The 15,774-nt window shown below is 35.6% G+C and carries 15 protein-coding genes and 1 pseudogene; 11 read left to right on the top strand and 5 right to left on the bottom strand.

All coding sequences use genetic code 11. The features are described from left to right. From B2R82_RS16490 to B2R82_RS16500, 3 genes are all read left to right on the top strand, one after another. Positions 1 to 353 (top strand): hypothetical protein (locus tag B2R82_RS16490; RefSeq protein WP_286925974.1); only part of this gene is annotated, 353 nt, incomplete at its 5' end. Positions 354 to 631: 278 nt separating this feature from the next. Then, the gene (locus tag B2R82_RS16495; protein WP_286925975.1) at positions 632 to 1,834 is read left to right on the top strand and encodes an NAD(P)-dependent malic enzyme; all 1,203 of its coding nucleotides are present in this window, start codon (positions 632 to 634) and stop codon (positions 1,832 to 1,834) included. 234 nt (positions 1,835 to 2,068) lie between these two features. Beyond that, on the top strand, positions 2,069 to 3,805 hold the full coding sequence (locus B2R82_RS16500; RefSeq protein ID WP_286925976.1) for a methyl-accepting chemotaxis protein: 1,737 nt from the start codon (positions 2,069 to 2,071) through the stop codon (positions 3,803 to 3,805). A gap of 41 nt (positions 3,806 to 3,846) precedes the next feature. Here the strand turns inward: B2R82_RS16500 and B2R82_RS16505 are convergent, their stop codons facing one another. From B2R82_RS16505 to gdhA, 3 genes are all read right to left on the bottom strand, one after another. Next, positions 3,847 to 4,497: a Yip1 family protein gene (locus B2R82_RS16505; RefSeq protein ID WP_286925977.1), complete on the bottom strand. Its 651-nt coding sequence runs from the start codon at positions 4,495 to 4,497 to the stop codon at positions 3,847 to 3,849. Positions 4,498 to 4,698: 201 nt separating this feature from the next. After that, complete coding sequence (locus tag B2R82_RS16510) at positions 4,699 to 5,385, bottom strand: phosphoribosylaminoimidazolesuccinocarboxamide synthase (RefSeq protein ID WP_286925978.1); 687 nt, start codon at positions 5,383 to 5,385, stop codon at positions 4,699 to 4,701. Positions 5,386 to 5,627: 242 nt separating this feature from the next. Next, on the bottom strand, positions 5,628 to 7,001 hold the full coding sequence (gene gdhA / locus B2R82_RS16515; protein ID WP_286925979.1) for an NADP-specific glutamate dehydrogenase: 1,374 nt from the start codon (positions 6,999 to 7,001) through the stop codon (positions 5,628 to 5,630). Between the two features lie 186 nt (positions 7,002 to 7,187). Here gdhA and B2R82_RS16520 point away from each other — a divergent pair, with 186 nt between their 5' ends. From B2R82_RS16520 to B2R82_RS16540, 5 genes are all read left to right on the top strand, one after another. Continuing rightward, positions 7,188 to 7,661, top strand: a complete 474-nt coding sequence (locus B2R82_RS16520; protein ID WP_286925980.1) for a YaiI/YqxD family protein — start codon at positions 7,188 to 7,190, stop codon at positions 7,659 to 7,661. Next, entirely contained in the window at positions 7,651 to 8,967 is a 1,317-nt protein-coding gene (locus B2R82_RS16525; protein ID WP_286925981.1) for a D-serine ammonia-lyase, read from the top strand. Before B2R82_RS16520 ends, B2R82_RS16525 begins: the two co-directional genes overlap by 11 nt. Before the next feature lie 600 nt (positions 8,968 to 9,567). Then, positions 9,568 to 9,717 (top strand): hypothetical protein, encoded by a 150-nt coding sequence (locus B2R82_RS16530; protein ID WP_286925982.1) that lies wholly within the window; start codon positions 9,568 to 9,570, stop codon positions 9,715 to 9,717. Between the two features lie 17 nt (positions 9,718 to 9,734). Beyond that, positions 9,735 to 10,475: a MerR family transcriptional regulator gene (locus tag B2R82_RS16535; protein WP_286925983.1), complete on the top strand. Its 741-nt coding sequence runs from the start codon at positions 9,735 to 9,737 to the stop codon at positions 10,473 to 10,475. A 26-nt stretch (positions 10,476 to 10,501) separates the two neighbouring features. Beyond that, positions 10,502 to 11,158: a GAP family protein gene (locus tag B2R82_RS16540; protein WP_286925984.1), complete on the top strand. Its 657-nt coding sequence runs from the start codon at positions 10,502 to 10,504 to the stop codon at positions 11,156 to 11,158. A 353-nt stretch (positions 11,159 to 11,511) separates the two neighbouring features. Here the strand turns inward: B2R82_RS16540 and B2R82_RS16545 are convergent. Then, positions 11,512 to 12,679, bottom strand: a pseudogene (locus B2R82_RS16545) (pyridoxal-phosphate-dependent aminotransferase family protein). Positions 12,680 to 12,847: 168 nt separating this feature from the next. Between B2R82_RS16545 and B2R82_RS16550 the strand changes: the two are divergent. Continuing rightward, a complete protein-coding gene (locus B2R82_RS16550; protein WP_286925985.1) occupies positions 12,848 to 13,939 on the top strand; it encodes a DUF1835 domain-containing protein in 1,092 nt (363 codons plus the stop codon). A gap of 44 nt (positions 13,940 to 13,983) precedes the next feature. Here the strand turns inward: B2R82_RS16550 and B2R82_RS16555 are convergent, their stop codons facing one another. Next, on the bottom strand, positions 13,984 to 14,475 hold the full coding sequence (locus B2R82_RS16555; RefSeq protein ID WP_283871763.1) for a hypothetical protein: 492 nt from the start codon (positions 14,473 to 14,475) through the stop codon (positions 13,984 to 13,986). Positions 14,476 to 14,769: 294 nt separating this feature from the next. Here B2R82_RS16555 and B2R82_RS16560 point away from each other — a divergent pair, with 294 nt between their 5' ends. Together B2R82_RS16560 and B2R82_RS16565 are read left to right on the top strand one after the other, a co-directional pair. Next, positions 14,770 to 15,414, top strand: a complete 645-nt coding sequence (locus B2R82_RS16560) for a nuclease-related domain-containing protein (protein WP_286925986.1) — start codon at positions 14,770 to 14,772, stop codon at positions 15,412 to 15,414. A gap of 30 nt (positions 15,415 to 15,444) precedes the next feature. Beyond that, entirely contained in the window at positions 15,445 to 15,768 is a 324-nt protein-coding gene (locus B2R82_RS16565) for a nucleoside triphosphate pyrophosphohydrolase (RefSeq protein ID WP_286925987.1), read from the top strand. Positions 15,769 to 15,774 lie beyond the last annotated feature (6 nt).

The raw sequence follows: 15,774 nt of genomic DNA on the forward strand, positions 1-15,774 counted from the left end.
CAAGAGAAAGTCGCTCAGGTGCTATAGAAAAGGCCCGTGTCCAAGAGAGGGTCGCTCAGGTATCACCGAAAAGTGCTCGAGTTCAAGAAAAAGTCGCTCAGGTGATGACGAAAAGCGCCTGGGTCCAAGAAAGTCGCTCAGGTACCATCGAAAAGCGCTCGGGTCCAAGAGAAAGTCGCTCAGGTACCACCGAAAACTGCCCTTATCCCCATAAAAGCCACTCAAATCCATGCCACTCTTCTAAATTTAAAACAGAATACTTAAAAAAGAATAATAAAAAAGTTTGTGAAAAAATGTGGAGAAAATGTGACAAAACCAGATTTCGTAATGGATGCGCTTACATAAGTTTGTGAAAAATTTCTCATTTACATAAGAAAAATACTATGTGAATAGTTGAACAGGTTTAATCGCGGTATAAATACATTTAATAAAAAGGTACCCCACACATTAATTATTTAAAAATAATTAATTGTGAAATTAATAACAAGATTAAATAGTGTGACAAATGATAGTAAGTCTTTCTGTTTCAAAGAAATTTCGAAATTGACAGAAAATTTCGTTGACTATATTTTCACAAAGTATTATGATTCTGAAATATAATAAAAATTCACAGGGAAAAGGTTGGGATAGAATGGATGTTATGAAAAAGGCGTTAGAAATGCATGCACACTATAATGGAAAATTAGAGGTTATTTCAAAGGTGCCTGTACAGGATTCCTATGATCTAAGTTTGGCGTATTCTCCAGGAGTTGCTGCACCATGCGTAGAGATTGAGAGAAATCCTTCACTTGTTTACGACTATACAATGAAGGGGAATATGGTAGCGATTGTGTCAGATGGGACGGCGGTTTTAGGGTTAGGGGACATTGGTCCAAAGGCGGCATTACCAGTAATGGAAGGGAAGGCGATTTTATTAAAGCGTTTTGCCAATGTTGATGCTTTTCCTATATGTTTAGATACGAAAAATACGGATGAAATCGTCAGCATTGTGAAGGCGCTTGCTCCAACCTTTGGTGCTGTTAACTTAGAAGATATTTCGGCACCAAGATGTTTTGAAATTGAGGATCGTCTACGTCAAGAATGTGACATTCCGGTGTTCCACGATGATCAGCATGGAACGGCCATCGTTGTAGGAGCGGGGATGATTAATGCCAACCGAATTGTAAAGAAAGATGTAGCCACAATGAAGGTTGTTATTAACGGTGCAGGGGCAGCGGGCATTGCAATTTTGCGTATTCTTGTGCAAATGGGCTATAAAAATATTTATATGTGTGATACAAAAGGAATTATTTATGAAGGACGCGTTGAAGGCATGAATCCAATTAAGGAAACGGTTGCTCATTTAACGAATCCTCAAAAAATACATGGTACTTTGGATGATGCGCTGGTTGATGCAGATGTCTTTATAGGTGTATCTGTTGCTAACTTGTTAACAGAAGCTCATATTAATTCAATGAATGATGATCCCGTGGTATTTGCACTAGCGAATCCAAATCCAGAAATTACGTATGAGAATGCGAAGGCGTGGGGTGTACGTGTTATGGGAACAGGACGCTCTGATTATCCAAACCAAATTAACAATGTACTTGCTTTCCCTGGGATTTTCAGAGGAGCCTTAGATGTACGTGCAACAGATATTAATGAGGCAATGAAGCTAGCCGCAGTAGAGGCGATTGCATCTCTTGTAAGTGATGAAGACTTACATGAAGAATATATTGTCCCAAAATCCTTAGACGATCGTGTTGTTGAAACTGTATCGCGTGCAGTAAGTGGTGCTGCTGTAGAATCTGGCGTATCTGAGCTATTCCAACAAAATACAGTGCTTACCGTGTAACAACTTTGAAGCAGATGTAGGAAAACAATACGTTTTTCACATCTGTTTTTTTCGTTTGTGGAATATGCGTAGAATTCGCTCGAAAAATGTTGTTATTTGTCTTTTGATGTAATAAAATATGAGTATATTGTAATGATTCATAGTTATGTTTTGAAAGTATAAAATATTTATTTATTTTAAAATTTAATAAAAAATAGGTCTTTAGTCTTTTGATAAGGAGAGTGGTTTATTGATATGAAATTCAAATCTATTAAAACAAAACTAATTGCTTTTTCTTTACTTCTTTTAATGATTCCTTTAGTTGTTTTAGGCTTTTTCAGCTATCAACAAAGTAAGACCAATCTGGAAATGGTTGGGAAAGAAAACTTGAAAAATAGTGTAGAAATGACAATAGTGATGATTGAGCAATTAAATAAAGAGGTGCAGGCAGGGAAAATACCGTTAACAGAAGCGCAAGAAAAAGTGAAAGTAGCAATTTTGGGTGAGAAAGATGCCGAAGGAAAGCGGCCAATAAATAAAAACATCAAATTAGGTGAAAACGGTTATATTTTTATTGTTGACCAAGAGGGAAAATCAATTGCCCATCCCAGTATAGAAGGCTCAAATGTGTGGGAAGAGCAGGATAGTAATGGCGTAAAATATATTCAAGATGCAATTAAAGTTGGCAATAATGGTGGAGGCTTTGTTACATATGACTGGAAAATGCCCGATTCAGATAAACTAGAGCAGAAAGAAATATATGCCGAAACAGAACCGAATTGGGGTTGGACGATTAGTGCTAGTACATATTTAATCGAATTTAATAAACCTGCAGATAGTATTTTAACAATAACATTAGTGGTTATCGGTATTGCAATTGTTGTTGGTATTTTCGTAATTTGGATGTACGCAAGTAGCATGACTAGGCCTATTAATCGAGTAGCTGAAGCGATGGAACTTTTTGCAGAAGGAGATTTATCTCAAGAGCTGATGACAATTAAATCCAAAGATGAGATTGGAAAATTAGCGAGTGCCATGAATCAAATGCAACTAAAGCTAAAGGATATGATTCATCATATTTATCAAGCTTCAGATATGATTAACCATTCCAGTCAAGAATTAACGCAATCTGCAACAGAAGTAAAGGTGGGAACCGAGCAGGTAGCAATAACGATGCATGAATTGGCATCTGGTGCAGAGGGACAAGCTCACCATGCCAATGAACTAACATCATTGATGGAACGTTTCACCTCAGATTTATTGGAAACGAATCGACATGGTGGACACATACACCAATCTTCTGTTGATGTGTTGGCACTAACCGAAGAGGGAAATCAATTGATGGCGACTTCTAATAATCAGATGGTTAAAATAGATAGCATTGTGCAAAACGCTGTGGTGAGAGTAAAAAAACTTGATGCTCAAGCGCAAGAAATTTCAAAATTAGTCGTTGTTATTAAAGATATTGCGGATCAAACTAATTTATTAGCGTTAAATGCTGCAATTGAAGCAGCGAGAGCTGGTGAGCATGGAAAAGGATTTGCAGTGGTTGCAGATGAGGTTAGAAAATTAGCAGAGCAAGTAGCGTTTTCCGTGAACGATATTACAGGTATTGTCACAAATATTCAGCAAGATTTTGATGTTGTAACATCTTCTTTAGAGGGTGGTTACCAAGAGGTACAAGCTGGAACAAATCAAATAAAAGCTACAAGTGAAACGTTTAACACAATCAGTGAATCCATCAATGAAGTAGTTGAAAGTGTTAAATTAATCTCAATAAATTTATCGGCCGTATCAGAAGATGGTCAAAAAATGAATAGCGCTATACAGGAAATTGCTGCAGTAGCAGAGGAATCAGCGGCTGGTGTTGAGCAAACAACTGCGACAACAGAGCAGACAAGTAGTTCGATGGAAGAAATGACAGGAAAATCTGAGCAATTATCGGAATTAGCCTTAAAATTGAAGGGCTTAGTTTCACAATTTAAACTTTAAAGCAAAAATCCCCCACTCTTAAGTAGAGAGGGGGGATTTTTTTACATCATGCCAACACCAATGATGCCAATCAGGATGATAAAGAAAAGTACAAAGAAAATGACAAATAAAATAATTGATGGAATTAAAATTGTAAAGAAGGCCATCCAATTTGAGATTTGATGTGCCTCTGCCACAGCGCCTACACTAATCACGAATGACCAAATGAAAACCACAAACGACACTAACGTTGTTGGCCAGAAAATCCAAGGAAGGGTGCCTATGAAATTTGGATCCATTAAGGACTCAGGTGAAGTGAATAGCCAAACAATATAAAATGGAATAAGAACAATAAAAGGTATGGCTGTTAGGCTCAAGCTTCTGAATAAATCAGAGATTGTACCAGTTCCTTTGAAAAGCTTACCAAATAACCATGTTAAAAGGGCAGAGAATCCTGTTCCAATAATACCTGCAATGGGCGCGAAAATCACACATAATAACAACAGTAACCAAGGAGAAAAATCTGGAATGAATTCTTGATCGATCAGCCCTGATAGTAACGAACCAATATAACCAATGGAAAGAATCAGAATGGCATAGCCAGTTGTTTTTTCCTCAATCATATAACGGGCTGTTTGCTTTGGATGGAGCCAAACAGATAGAAATGGATTAAGTTTCGGCCTTTCCTGTTGTGTGTCATTATAATTTTCCATTAAACTACCTCCAAATAAATTAATAATATACTTCATACAAATGAGAGCGATAAAACTTGAAATAAATGATTCTATACAATATACGGATGGATTGGTGAAAAGTTTCGTCTAATAAAAAAATTGTTCAGAAGTACGGAAATACTTACTGAACAAATTAAAATGCGATATGAACATCCCTTCCAATTTGAAGGAAATAAATGACTAGTCAGCTAGCATAATTTTTTCAAGCTCTAACGGCTCAATGTATTGTTCGCCTTTGTAAGCGCGCATATTGCCACCAGAAATTTCATCAATTAATAAAATTTCATTGGTTTTTGCATCACGGCCAAATTCTAATTTAATATCATAAAGTGTTAATTCCTTTTTTGCAAGCTCAGTAGCAACAAATTTAGCAATTTCAATTGTACGTTGCTTTAAAATAGCATATTCTTCGTGTGTTAACAGGTTTAACATAGCTAAAGCATCTTCAGAAATAGGAGGATCAAGTCGATCGTCATCTTTTATTGTTACTTCTACAAAGGAATCTAAATCTTGTCCTTCCTGTGCGTAAGCGCCATAGCGACGTAAGAAAGAACCAACAGCTTTAAAGCGGCAAATAACCTCTAAGCCTTTCCCAAAAACCGTTGCAGGCTTTACAGTCATTGTGGCATCGTCAAAATTTGCATCTACGTAGTGAGTTGGAACACCTTGTTCATTTAGCTTTGAGTAGAAATAAGAAGTTAGGCGAAGACCAGCAAGACCAGCACCGTCAATTGTTAATCCTACAGTATTAGCACCTGGATCAAATACGCCATTTTCTCCAGTTACATCATCTTTGAATTTCAATAAGTAATGACCATCTTCTAATTTGAATACATTTTTCGTTTTACCTGTATACAATAATTCCACAAAAAAACCTCCAATATTTCATAGTACCCTATTAGTATAACACGAATATTTTAATAAATTAATATTAAAATCGTTCGTTTAAGTACTTTATTTTTGTGATTATTTCACTTTTAGCTACTAAAAAATAAGATGATAACGAATGTTCGTCATCATCTTGAATAAAATAAGAAAATTCTAAATTTAAAGCATGGTTAACTCTTCTATTATCAGAGCTATTTTAATTTAGTTAAAAAAGAATATTATTAATAAACGCCCTCAGAAAGCATACCATTTGCTACTTTGATAAAGCCAGCAATGTTTGCCCCAATTACAAGGTTTCCAGGATAGCCGTATTTTTCAGCTGCTGCTTTACTATCTGCATAAATATCTTTCATAATTTGATGTAATTTCGCATCTACTTTTTCAAATGACCAGAATACACGACTTGAATCTTGTGCCATTTCAAGAGCAGATACAGCAACACCGCCTGCATTTGCAGCCTTTGCAGGTCCGAATAAAACACCTGCATTTAAGAATTCGTTAATCGCTTCAAGGTCAGATGGCATGTTTGCGCCCTCACCAATTGCTTTGACACCATTAGAAATTAATGTACGCGCTGATTCACCGTTAATTTCGTTTTGAGTAGCACATGGAAGCGCAATATCACATGGAATTGACCAAATACCTGTGCAACCTTCAGTAAATGTAGCATTTGGACGGTAGTTTACGTAAGTTGAAATACGGTCACCTTTTACTTCTTTAATTTCCTTAATCGCATCAAGATCTAGACCTTCTGGATCATACACATAGCCTGAAGAATCTGAGCAAGCAACCACTTTCGCACCATATTGTTGTGCTTTTTCAATCGCATAAGTTGATACATTTCCTGAACCAGAAACAATGACTGTTTTACCCTCAAAAGAATCATTTGCATCTTTTAGCATTTCCTTAACAAAGTACACAGTTCCGTATCCAGTTGCCTCTTTACGAGCTAAAGAACCACCGTAGCCTGGCGTTTTACCAGTTAACACACCAGATTCGTTTGCTTTTGTTAAACGCTTATATTGACCCCATAAATACCCAACTTCACGAGCACCTACACCGATATCACCAGCAGGAACATCGACATCTGGACCAATATGACGGTATAATTCAGTCATGAATGCTTGACAGAAACGCATGATTTCTGAATCTGATTTACCTTTTGGATCGAAGTTTGAGCCACCTTTACCACCGCCGATTGGCTGGCCTGTTAAAGCATTTTTAAAGATTTGTTCAAAACCTAAAAACTTAATGATTGATTCGTTAACAGAAGGATGGAAACGAAGTCCGCCTTTGTATGGTCCCATTACGTTGCTGTATTGAACACGATAACCACGATTTACTTGTACTTGATTATTATCATCTTGCCAAGCAACACGGAAGGAAATGATACGATCTGGCTCAACGATACGTGATAAAATATTGGCTTTTATATATTCAGGGTGTTGTGCAAATACAGGCACTAATGAAATGAAAATTTCTTCAGCTGCTTGTAAGAACTCCGCTTGATGACTATTTTGTTGTTTTAGTTGCTCGAATACACCATCGACGTATTCTTTTGCTAATTGTTCGTTGCTAACAGTTGTAGTTGTCATAATGAAAACCTCCAATTATTTGATAGGTGTATCGTATATCTATTTTTCACACTATTCAATAAAATACTTTTTCCAACAGTCTAAAGTTTGTGAAAAATTGAGCAAGAGGGGTCGTGAAATTATTATATCGAAATAATTATTGGATCAGTGATTCATCTAATTAAGAGAAGGGATTGATGCCTTATTGTGAAGGTTCTAATTGACGCTGATGCCTGTCCAGTAGTGGATTTAGCGTTATCTATATCATCTGAGTTTGAGATTGAAACTATCTTATTTTGCGATACATCCCACCGTATTGAACGTGATAATGTAATAACAATAATTGTTCCTAAAGGTCCAGATTCGGTTGATTTCACGCTAGTGAATGCGCTTTCAAAACACGATATTGTCATTACACAGGATTATGGTTTAGCAGCAATGGTTTTGGCAAGGGGAGGGTATCCAATTGATCAAAATGGACGGGAAATGTCCAATGAAAATATCGAACGTTTGCTCGAAATGAGACATGTTGGACAGAAAATTAGACGTGCAGGTGGACGCACAAAGGGACCTAAAAAAAGAACACAAGAAAACAATATTTCGTTCAAAATGAAATTTCGACAAATTTGTGAACGAGCAATTTTAGCGAAAAAAATGGAGGAATCTGAAGGTGAAAAATGAACTTAAACACGAACTATTTCATCAATTTCCAATACTAAAAGAGCTAGCAAATAAGCATACTGTGCTTTGGGAAAATACAAAATGGCAAAAAGAGACGACAACCAATCTTTTTTCGATGCAGGAAGTAGATGAAGCAGAAGAAACACTTACACGCTTTTCCTCTTATTTAAAAGTAGCATTCCCAGAGCTTTTGGAAAGTCAAGGATTCATTGAATCGACTATTCAGGATATACCATTGATAAAGAAAGCTCTCGAAAGGAAATTTGATGTTTCAATACCTGGTCAATTTATCTTAAAATGCGATCATGCCTTGCCAATCTCAGGTTCAATTAAGGCTCGTGGAGGTATTTTTGAAGTATTAAGGCATGCAGAGCGACTAGCTATTGCCAGTGGAAAGCTAAAAAAGAAGGATAATTATGAGGTGTTGGGAACGAAGGACTTCCAAGCATTTTTCCAGCAGTATACAATTGCAGTTGGCTCTACTGGTAATCTAGGATTAAGCATCGGCATTATGGGCAAGAAACTCGGCTTTAATGTCGTAGTACATATGTCGAGTGACGCAAAGGAATGGAAGAAAGCATTGCTGCGTGAAAAGGGTGCGACTGTCATCGAATATGAGGCTGACTACAGTGTGGCTGTGGAGCAAGGTCGTCGAGAGGCTGAGCAAGACCCATTCTGTCATTTTATTGATGATGAAAATTCAAAGGATCTTTTTGCTGGCTATGCGGTGGCAGCAAAAAGACTAAAGCACCAGTTTGAAAAGACGAACATTATAGTGGATGAAACACATCCATTGTTCGTGTATTTACCGTGTGGGGTTGGTGGTGGACCCGGTGGCGTTGCATATGGACTTCGAGAGCTTTTTGGAGAGCATGTGCATATTTTCTTTGCAGAGCCAGTTGCGTCTCCTTGCATGACAATCGGTTTAATGACAGGACTACACGATGCAATCAGTGTAGAGGATATTGGTCTTGACAATAAAACAGAAGCAGATGGTTTAGCTGTTGGTCGTGCGTCAAAGTTTGTTGGCAAGGTGATGGAAACGTATATCAGTGGTTGTTACACGGTGACAGATGAACAGTTGTTAACATCACTAGGTTTGACAATGGACAGCGAAGGGATATTTTTGGAGCCATCTGCACATGCAGGGATGTTTGGACCGATACAGTTAATGAAAAACGGGCAAAATTATTTGAAAAAGCATCATTTAACAGACAGAATGGAGCAAGCTACGCATATTGTTTGGGCGACAGGTGGGAGTATGGTGCCAAAAGAGATGCGTGAAGAGTATTTAAAAAAGGTATGAAGGTTGGTTTAATAGCTTCATTTAAAATATATTACCAGGGAGATTGCTGTTAGCAGGAACAATGTTAATTTACAAAATGAGATATCTGTAGCCTTGGTAAAAGGTTGTTCGATTATAATATAGTTTGATAAAAATCACCTCTTTTGCCTAGAGGTGATTTTTGATATTTATGTATACAAATGGAAGAGTATCGCTTGCTTGAAAAGAGAGAGCATAACATAAATATAAAATAGTATTCCCATTCATTTTGTAATTAATATTTTACTTGTAGATGTTATTTTTACTTCATTATTCAAATCTCGAAAATGAAGTTAACATTGCTACTTGTTGAGCGTACTTTAATGTCATTTTGAATTCATTCCTTTCACAGAAACAACAATTACTTCTTTCTCTCCTGCTGAATAGCCTGCAAGCACATTTATGCTAAAAATAAACTATGGTTGTATGTTTATTCATTTTCCATCCTCCTTAAACCTAAAGGTCAGCCTCAAAATTTGGTGTAATGGAATGTTTAATTACTTGAAAGTGACCTTACGTCATCTTTTATACTGATAAAGAGCAGCATTTACTTTAACACTAATTTAAAAGGGGAATCCTAAGATGAAGAAAGACGATATAATTATTTATGCTTTTGTTATTATTGGAGCTGGAGTAGGTTTATTTTTTAATAATGCTTTTCCAGGGGTGCTAATTGGCTTGGGAATTGGTTATGTGTTTAAAATCATGTTTTTTAATAATACAGATGAATAAGAAAGTAGGGTATGGGCTTGTTTCATATTAATGAATTTAAAAAGTTAAGTAGTGTATCAGTTAGAACCTTGAGATATTACGATAAAATTGGACTTCTGAAACCAGTATCAAAAACTGAAGGGGGTCATCGGTTATATACAAATAATGAGTTGAAGAAACTTCAGCAAATACAATTCCTAAAAACTATAGGATTTCAATTAAACGAGATCAAAATAATGTTAGAGTCCGAAGAATGGGACTGGTCTAATAGTCTAATGACACAACTATCTTATGTGATAAAAGAAAAGGACCGTCTTTCAAAGATAGAAATTAGTTTAAGGGAGCTAATAAACGGTATAGCGATTGATGGAGAAGAATTTAAAATTAAAAAAATCATTGATTTATATAATAATAAGGATGCTAAAGAAGCATTAAATTATAATCTAGTTGAATTAAATATTAAAAACACGGAAGTACTAGAAAAACTTCCTAACATGGCTAGTAGTGATCCGGACTCTTTAGAGTGGATTGCTTTAGTGGGGCAATTAAAAAAATATATGCATCTGGGTTATTGTCATTCACGAATACAAAATATTATTGAAAGAATGGACGTAAAAAAAAGTGAGGACTTTAATGATGAAGATGTTTTTTTAGATAAACTATGGGACATTAGAATGTCACCTGAGGAATCAAAAAAGTATAGCCTATATCCAATTGATCAAGAGGTCCTTACTTTTTTGGAAAAGGCATATATTCATTATCTCGATAATAAATCATAGTTATTTGAACACAGACGGAGGGAAAGATGGGAACTGATATATTAATTTATTTGGGCGGCTTAGCTCTTTTAGATATGTTAAGCCCTACAATTATTGGTGTTACTTTATTTCTGGTTTTAACAGATAATAAAAATTTAACATCAAGATTATTGACATATCTATTTACGGTTGTGCTATTGTATTTTTCATTAGGTATCATTATGATGTTAGGTCTAAATTTTATTATAGAAGCATTCTCAACTATTTTTAAAAATAAACTATTTAGCTGGATAATTTTCATCACAGGGGTGATATTATTTACTGCTAGCTTTTTTATCCCCACAAATAAAAAAAGTAATATTCCAAAGCCTAAAACACAAAGCTTATTCTCAATTATTATTATTGGTGTGACGACATTTATCATTGAGGCAGGCATGGCCTTACCGTATTTTGCCGCTATTGGTTTATTAACTACAATAGATATCCCTTTTTATCAAAGGATTTCAACTATAGCAGTATACAATATTATAATGGTTCTACCAGCTCTGCTTATATTTTTAGGATATAAAGTGTTTGGAAAATTGATAAACCCTACCTTAGTTAAACTTCGGAACAAAATAGCAAGCAGTTCAAGTTCTGCCCTATCCTGGATTATATGTATAGTTGGGGTAATATTAATATTTTACACTTTAGATTATCTATAATTTGTGAATGGAAGTATTGTTATTGAGTATTGAATAACACGTTTAACAGAATACAATTTTGAACTTTATGTAGGATAAATATCCAAATAAAAAGCCTGGAAATAGAATTCCAGGCTTGATTCTCACTTACTTTAAATGCTCCATGACACACTGCCTCGCTTCCGCAAATGGGTCTTAAAATTTTTAAGACTGTGCTTTAGCTATATTCAGTTCTGAATGGTCCTTCTGAGTTTTCAATCCATCCCACTCATCGGGTTAACCCTCCTAGTCATTGGATTTGAAGTGAAATCTTAAATAGTTTGAGTTAATTATTATTTTCTATACACATTATTTTAAAATTAATTTTTTATAATTTATCGTTGAAGCTGTTTTTGCTGAGCTGCTAAAAAAACTTCGTGAGCTGCGCGTACTCCGGCACCTGGCTCAAAGTCATAGGAGAAGTCTTGTAGTGCCGCCTCCATTAATGAAACAGCTTGTAAAATATCGCTTGGGAAGCAATAGCCCATATGACCAAATCTGAAAATCTTCCCTTGTAAGTGGCCAAGTCCACCAGCGAAATCTAAATGATAGCGTTGTTTTAAATGTGTTAGGAGTTCACCAAGGTCTATTCCTTTTGGTGCCAAAATGGCTGTAATAGTTGGTGAGGCATATTCATCTTCAGTTAACAGTTCAATAGTTAGTGCCCTCATCGCATTTCGCACCATATTTTTCATTAATTCATGACGTGCTACGGTTTTATGAAAGCCGCCTTCTTGCTCTATTAGTTTGCATACCTCATGTAGACCATAGATAAGTGTGATCGTTGGTGTGTTTGGTGTCATCCCTTTTTCTGCCCAGTTGCGATAGCTCAATAAATTTAAGTAATAAGATGGTGCTTTATTTTCCTCAATAACTTTCCATGCTCTGTCACTGACGCTGACAAGTGAAAGTCCTGGCGGTAGCATCAAAGCCTTTTGAGAGCCTGTAACAAGAATATCGACACCCCACGCATCCATTTCAGCAGGTGCTCCACCAATGCAGCTTACTCCATCTACAATAACTAAAGCATCTGTTTCTTCTCGAACAACTTGTGCCAGTTCAGCGACAGGGTTCAAGATACCTGTAGAAGTTTCATTATAGGTTACAAAAACAGCTTTAATAGCTTGTAAGGGCTGTAAAAATACTCGTAGCTCATCCGCTGTACAAGCTTGTCCCCATTCTTTTTCAAGCTTATGTACGTTAAAGCCATATTTTTCACAAATTGAAACAAAATAATCACCAAATGCTCCAACTGTCACAACAACAACGTCTTCACCNNGAAACAGTATTCACCGCAGCTGCTTCCAAAGCGGCTGTACCACCTGAAGGAAGTAATAAAATATCTTGTTTTGTCCCGAATACTGGCTTTACTAATTCAGTCGTTTCACGGTAAAGCTCCACAAATTCTGTGCTTCGATGGCTAAAAATATCCTGATTCATTGCAAGCTGAACCTTTTTTGGAATAGGTGTAGGTCCAGGATGTCTTAAAATATTTTCATACACATTCATCAATCCCCTTTTTCGTAAAATAAGAAATTCTAAATTTTCTAACTATAATATAGCATATTATTCTGCTAGCTAACTCCTTTTTCGAAAAAATAATGGTAGAGAATAGAAAAAGAAATTATTTAAGGAAATATGGTAATATTTAAATAAAAAGGGGATGAGCTTATGAAGGTAAAAATTCACTTTCCATTTGTATATTTTTTAATTGAATCCAATATAGTTGCTGTTTATAAAATCAAATCACTTGAATATGTCAATTTAACAGATGTAATTAATATAGATGAATGGGAGGCTTATGAACTACAGCATTCTCATCAATTTGAAGTGTTTAATCATGATAAGAGTAGACCCTCAGAGAATCTTTGGAGTTTCTATCTTGAGCAAGAGCAACTTTATACTATCGTAGAAATTATAAACGATGCCATTCAACAGCAACGTACAGCATCACACTATGAATCCATAATGCCTTCTTCTCAGATGGTTCATATTGCTTGCTCAGAATCAGCGGCAGGTTCACTAAGGGTGGCACTTGTTTCCACAAGGCATATTATTGCATTTTCTGATGATCTCTCAATCGGTCCAGTGTGTCAGTTAGAAGCCAAGTTAGGGCAAGCTTTCCGTAAAGAATGGCTATATGAAAATATTAATGATGAGCAGGATGATCATGGTGAATATAATAAATTTGTAAATACTTTGCGTGAAATAGACGATATTCCTATTCATATTCCTATTTACATTTGGGTTGGAAACAATGCGAATGAACAGTGTCTTTTACGATTCTTTCTTTATTTATTAAACAATAAAGTAAACGAAATCTATCTAATGCAAACCTCTGAGCACAATAAATATGGATATACAGGGCATCTTTCATCACTGCAATTAAGCCAGCTCTTTATGAATAGTGAAAACAAGCCTTTAACTATTCAGGAGAGACGATCTCTTCAAAAAGAATGGAAACATTTATCACAAACGAGGAATGTATTGCGACGATGGGTGAATGGGGAAATAATAAGTGTATCAGAGGATTATTTTGATGCATTGATTATAAATACGATCACGAAACTACATAAGGAACAAACAATGAAGGATTTTATTAAGACAGGAATTGTAATTGCAGAATTGATATCTCAGATGGACGAGTGTCCGAATCTCTTCTATTTAGAGTATAGAATTCGATTTTTAGTTTATAATGGAGTCCTTGCATTAAAAGGCATTCCCAAATCTATGAGACATTATAGTGTGAAACTGCGTGATTAATAAAAACCTCTTTTGTCAGGTGACAAAAAGAGGTTTCTCTTGTGCTAGGCAACGAAAGGTCTGTTCATACGCATTAAACCATAAATCATAAAGAATATTCCACCTGTTAAAAGTGTGAGAATAATGTATAGGACAGCCTTCCCAGCTTCGCCAGTCCATCTATAGAATAGACGGTAACTGAAGTATAAAATAAAGCCAGCAGCACCTAGTGATGCAATGATGCCGAGAAATGGAATAAACGAAACGATAATTAAACCCGCATAAATAAGCGTGTTTTTTAAAGCTGCAGCACGGACAGTTTCATTATCAACACCATCTGCAGTTAACAGGAAAAGGCTATAAACATTGATAAGTGGAATCCAAGCAATGTAAGCCATATCACCGAAGCCGTTTGTTTTAGAAGCCATAAAATAAATTAGTGCACTAATAACATATGCAATTAAACCTAATACAAGAGATGCAATAATAATCAACAAAAGAAATCCGCCAAACGCCGCCGCATCATAATCATTGTAATAATAAGAATCATAGCTCATCGATAAAACCTCCCTTCAAAAAAAATACCCCCTAATCATACCAATCCTAAAATGTTAATTCCATAACAATTTATAGGTAATATTTAGTTGAAATCGTATATTTGCACTAGAATAATTTCCTTGAGTGAGGCTATTATGATGATTTTTTGAGCGGAAACTGAATAAATTGCAAAAAAAATCCTTGGAAATATTGGTATACTAGTTTTGAAGATTCATTTTTTAAAATTGCAAGGTTAAGGGGGGATTTGCCTGTTACTAGTTGTTATTCTATGTGGATTGCTGTGCATTTATTTCATGGAAAAAAATTATCGTAGGAGTACCTATTATCAGCTGACTAAACATCATATTTTAACCGTTAAATGGAATAAAGGAAGACATGGTGAGTATTTAACTTCAAAAATGATTGAAAAGCATGCATCGAAAGATCATAGGCTATTAGTTAATGTGTATATTCCGAAAAAAAATTCGGATGAGTTAACAGAAATTGACCTACTTTATATTGATCAAACAGGCTTATACGTGTTGGAATCAAAAAATTATAGTGGTTGGATTTTTGGAAATGAAGCACACCAGCAATGGACGCAAACAATGCCGAATAGGAAAAAATATAGATTTTTTAATCCAATCCGCCAAAATGCTATACATACCCGAGCTATTCAAGACTTTTTAAAGCTACCAAACAAAGCCATCCATTCAGTTATTGTTTTTGGTGAAAGTTGTACATTGAAAAAGGTGGAGATGACTTCCTCTAATGTACATGTTATAAAACGAGAAGAGTTAAAACGCTTTATCCAAGCTCAACAAAAATCTGCTAGTCCAATTTTTTCTCAAGTAGATATTCAAGCCATTTACAATCAGTTATTACCACAAATGCAAATTTCCAAAGCAATGAAGAAAAAACATATTCGCACGATTCAGCAAAGATATGGAAAGTCTTAGATGAAAAGGAGTTCAAAAAGGAGCGATTATATGCCAATGTATAATAAATTAGTCCGTGATTTAATACCAGAAATAATAGAAGCGAGTGGCAAAAAATGTGTAACAAGAATAGTAGAACAGGAAGAATATTTGGAAGAAATCAAAAAGAAAATGCAAGAGGAGGCTCTAGAATTTAAGGAGTCCGCTTCAGAAAAAGAGGCTATAGAAGAGCTTGCAGATATTTTAGAACTAGTTTACGCAGCCATACATAAACTTGATGTTTCCTATGAACAATTGGAGCAAATTCGTGCTCAGAAGATAGAACAACGCGGAGGGTTTTTTAAAGGGATTTATTTGATGAAAGTAGAGGAGTAGGTGAAA

This window comes from Lysinibacillus sp. UBA6686 (genome assembly GCF_002455205.1).
Lineage (GTDB): Bacteria > Bacillota > Bacilli > Bacillales_A > Planococcaceae > Lysinibacillus > Lysinibacillus pakistanensis.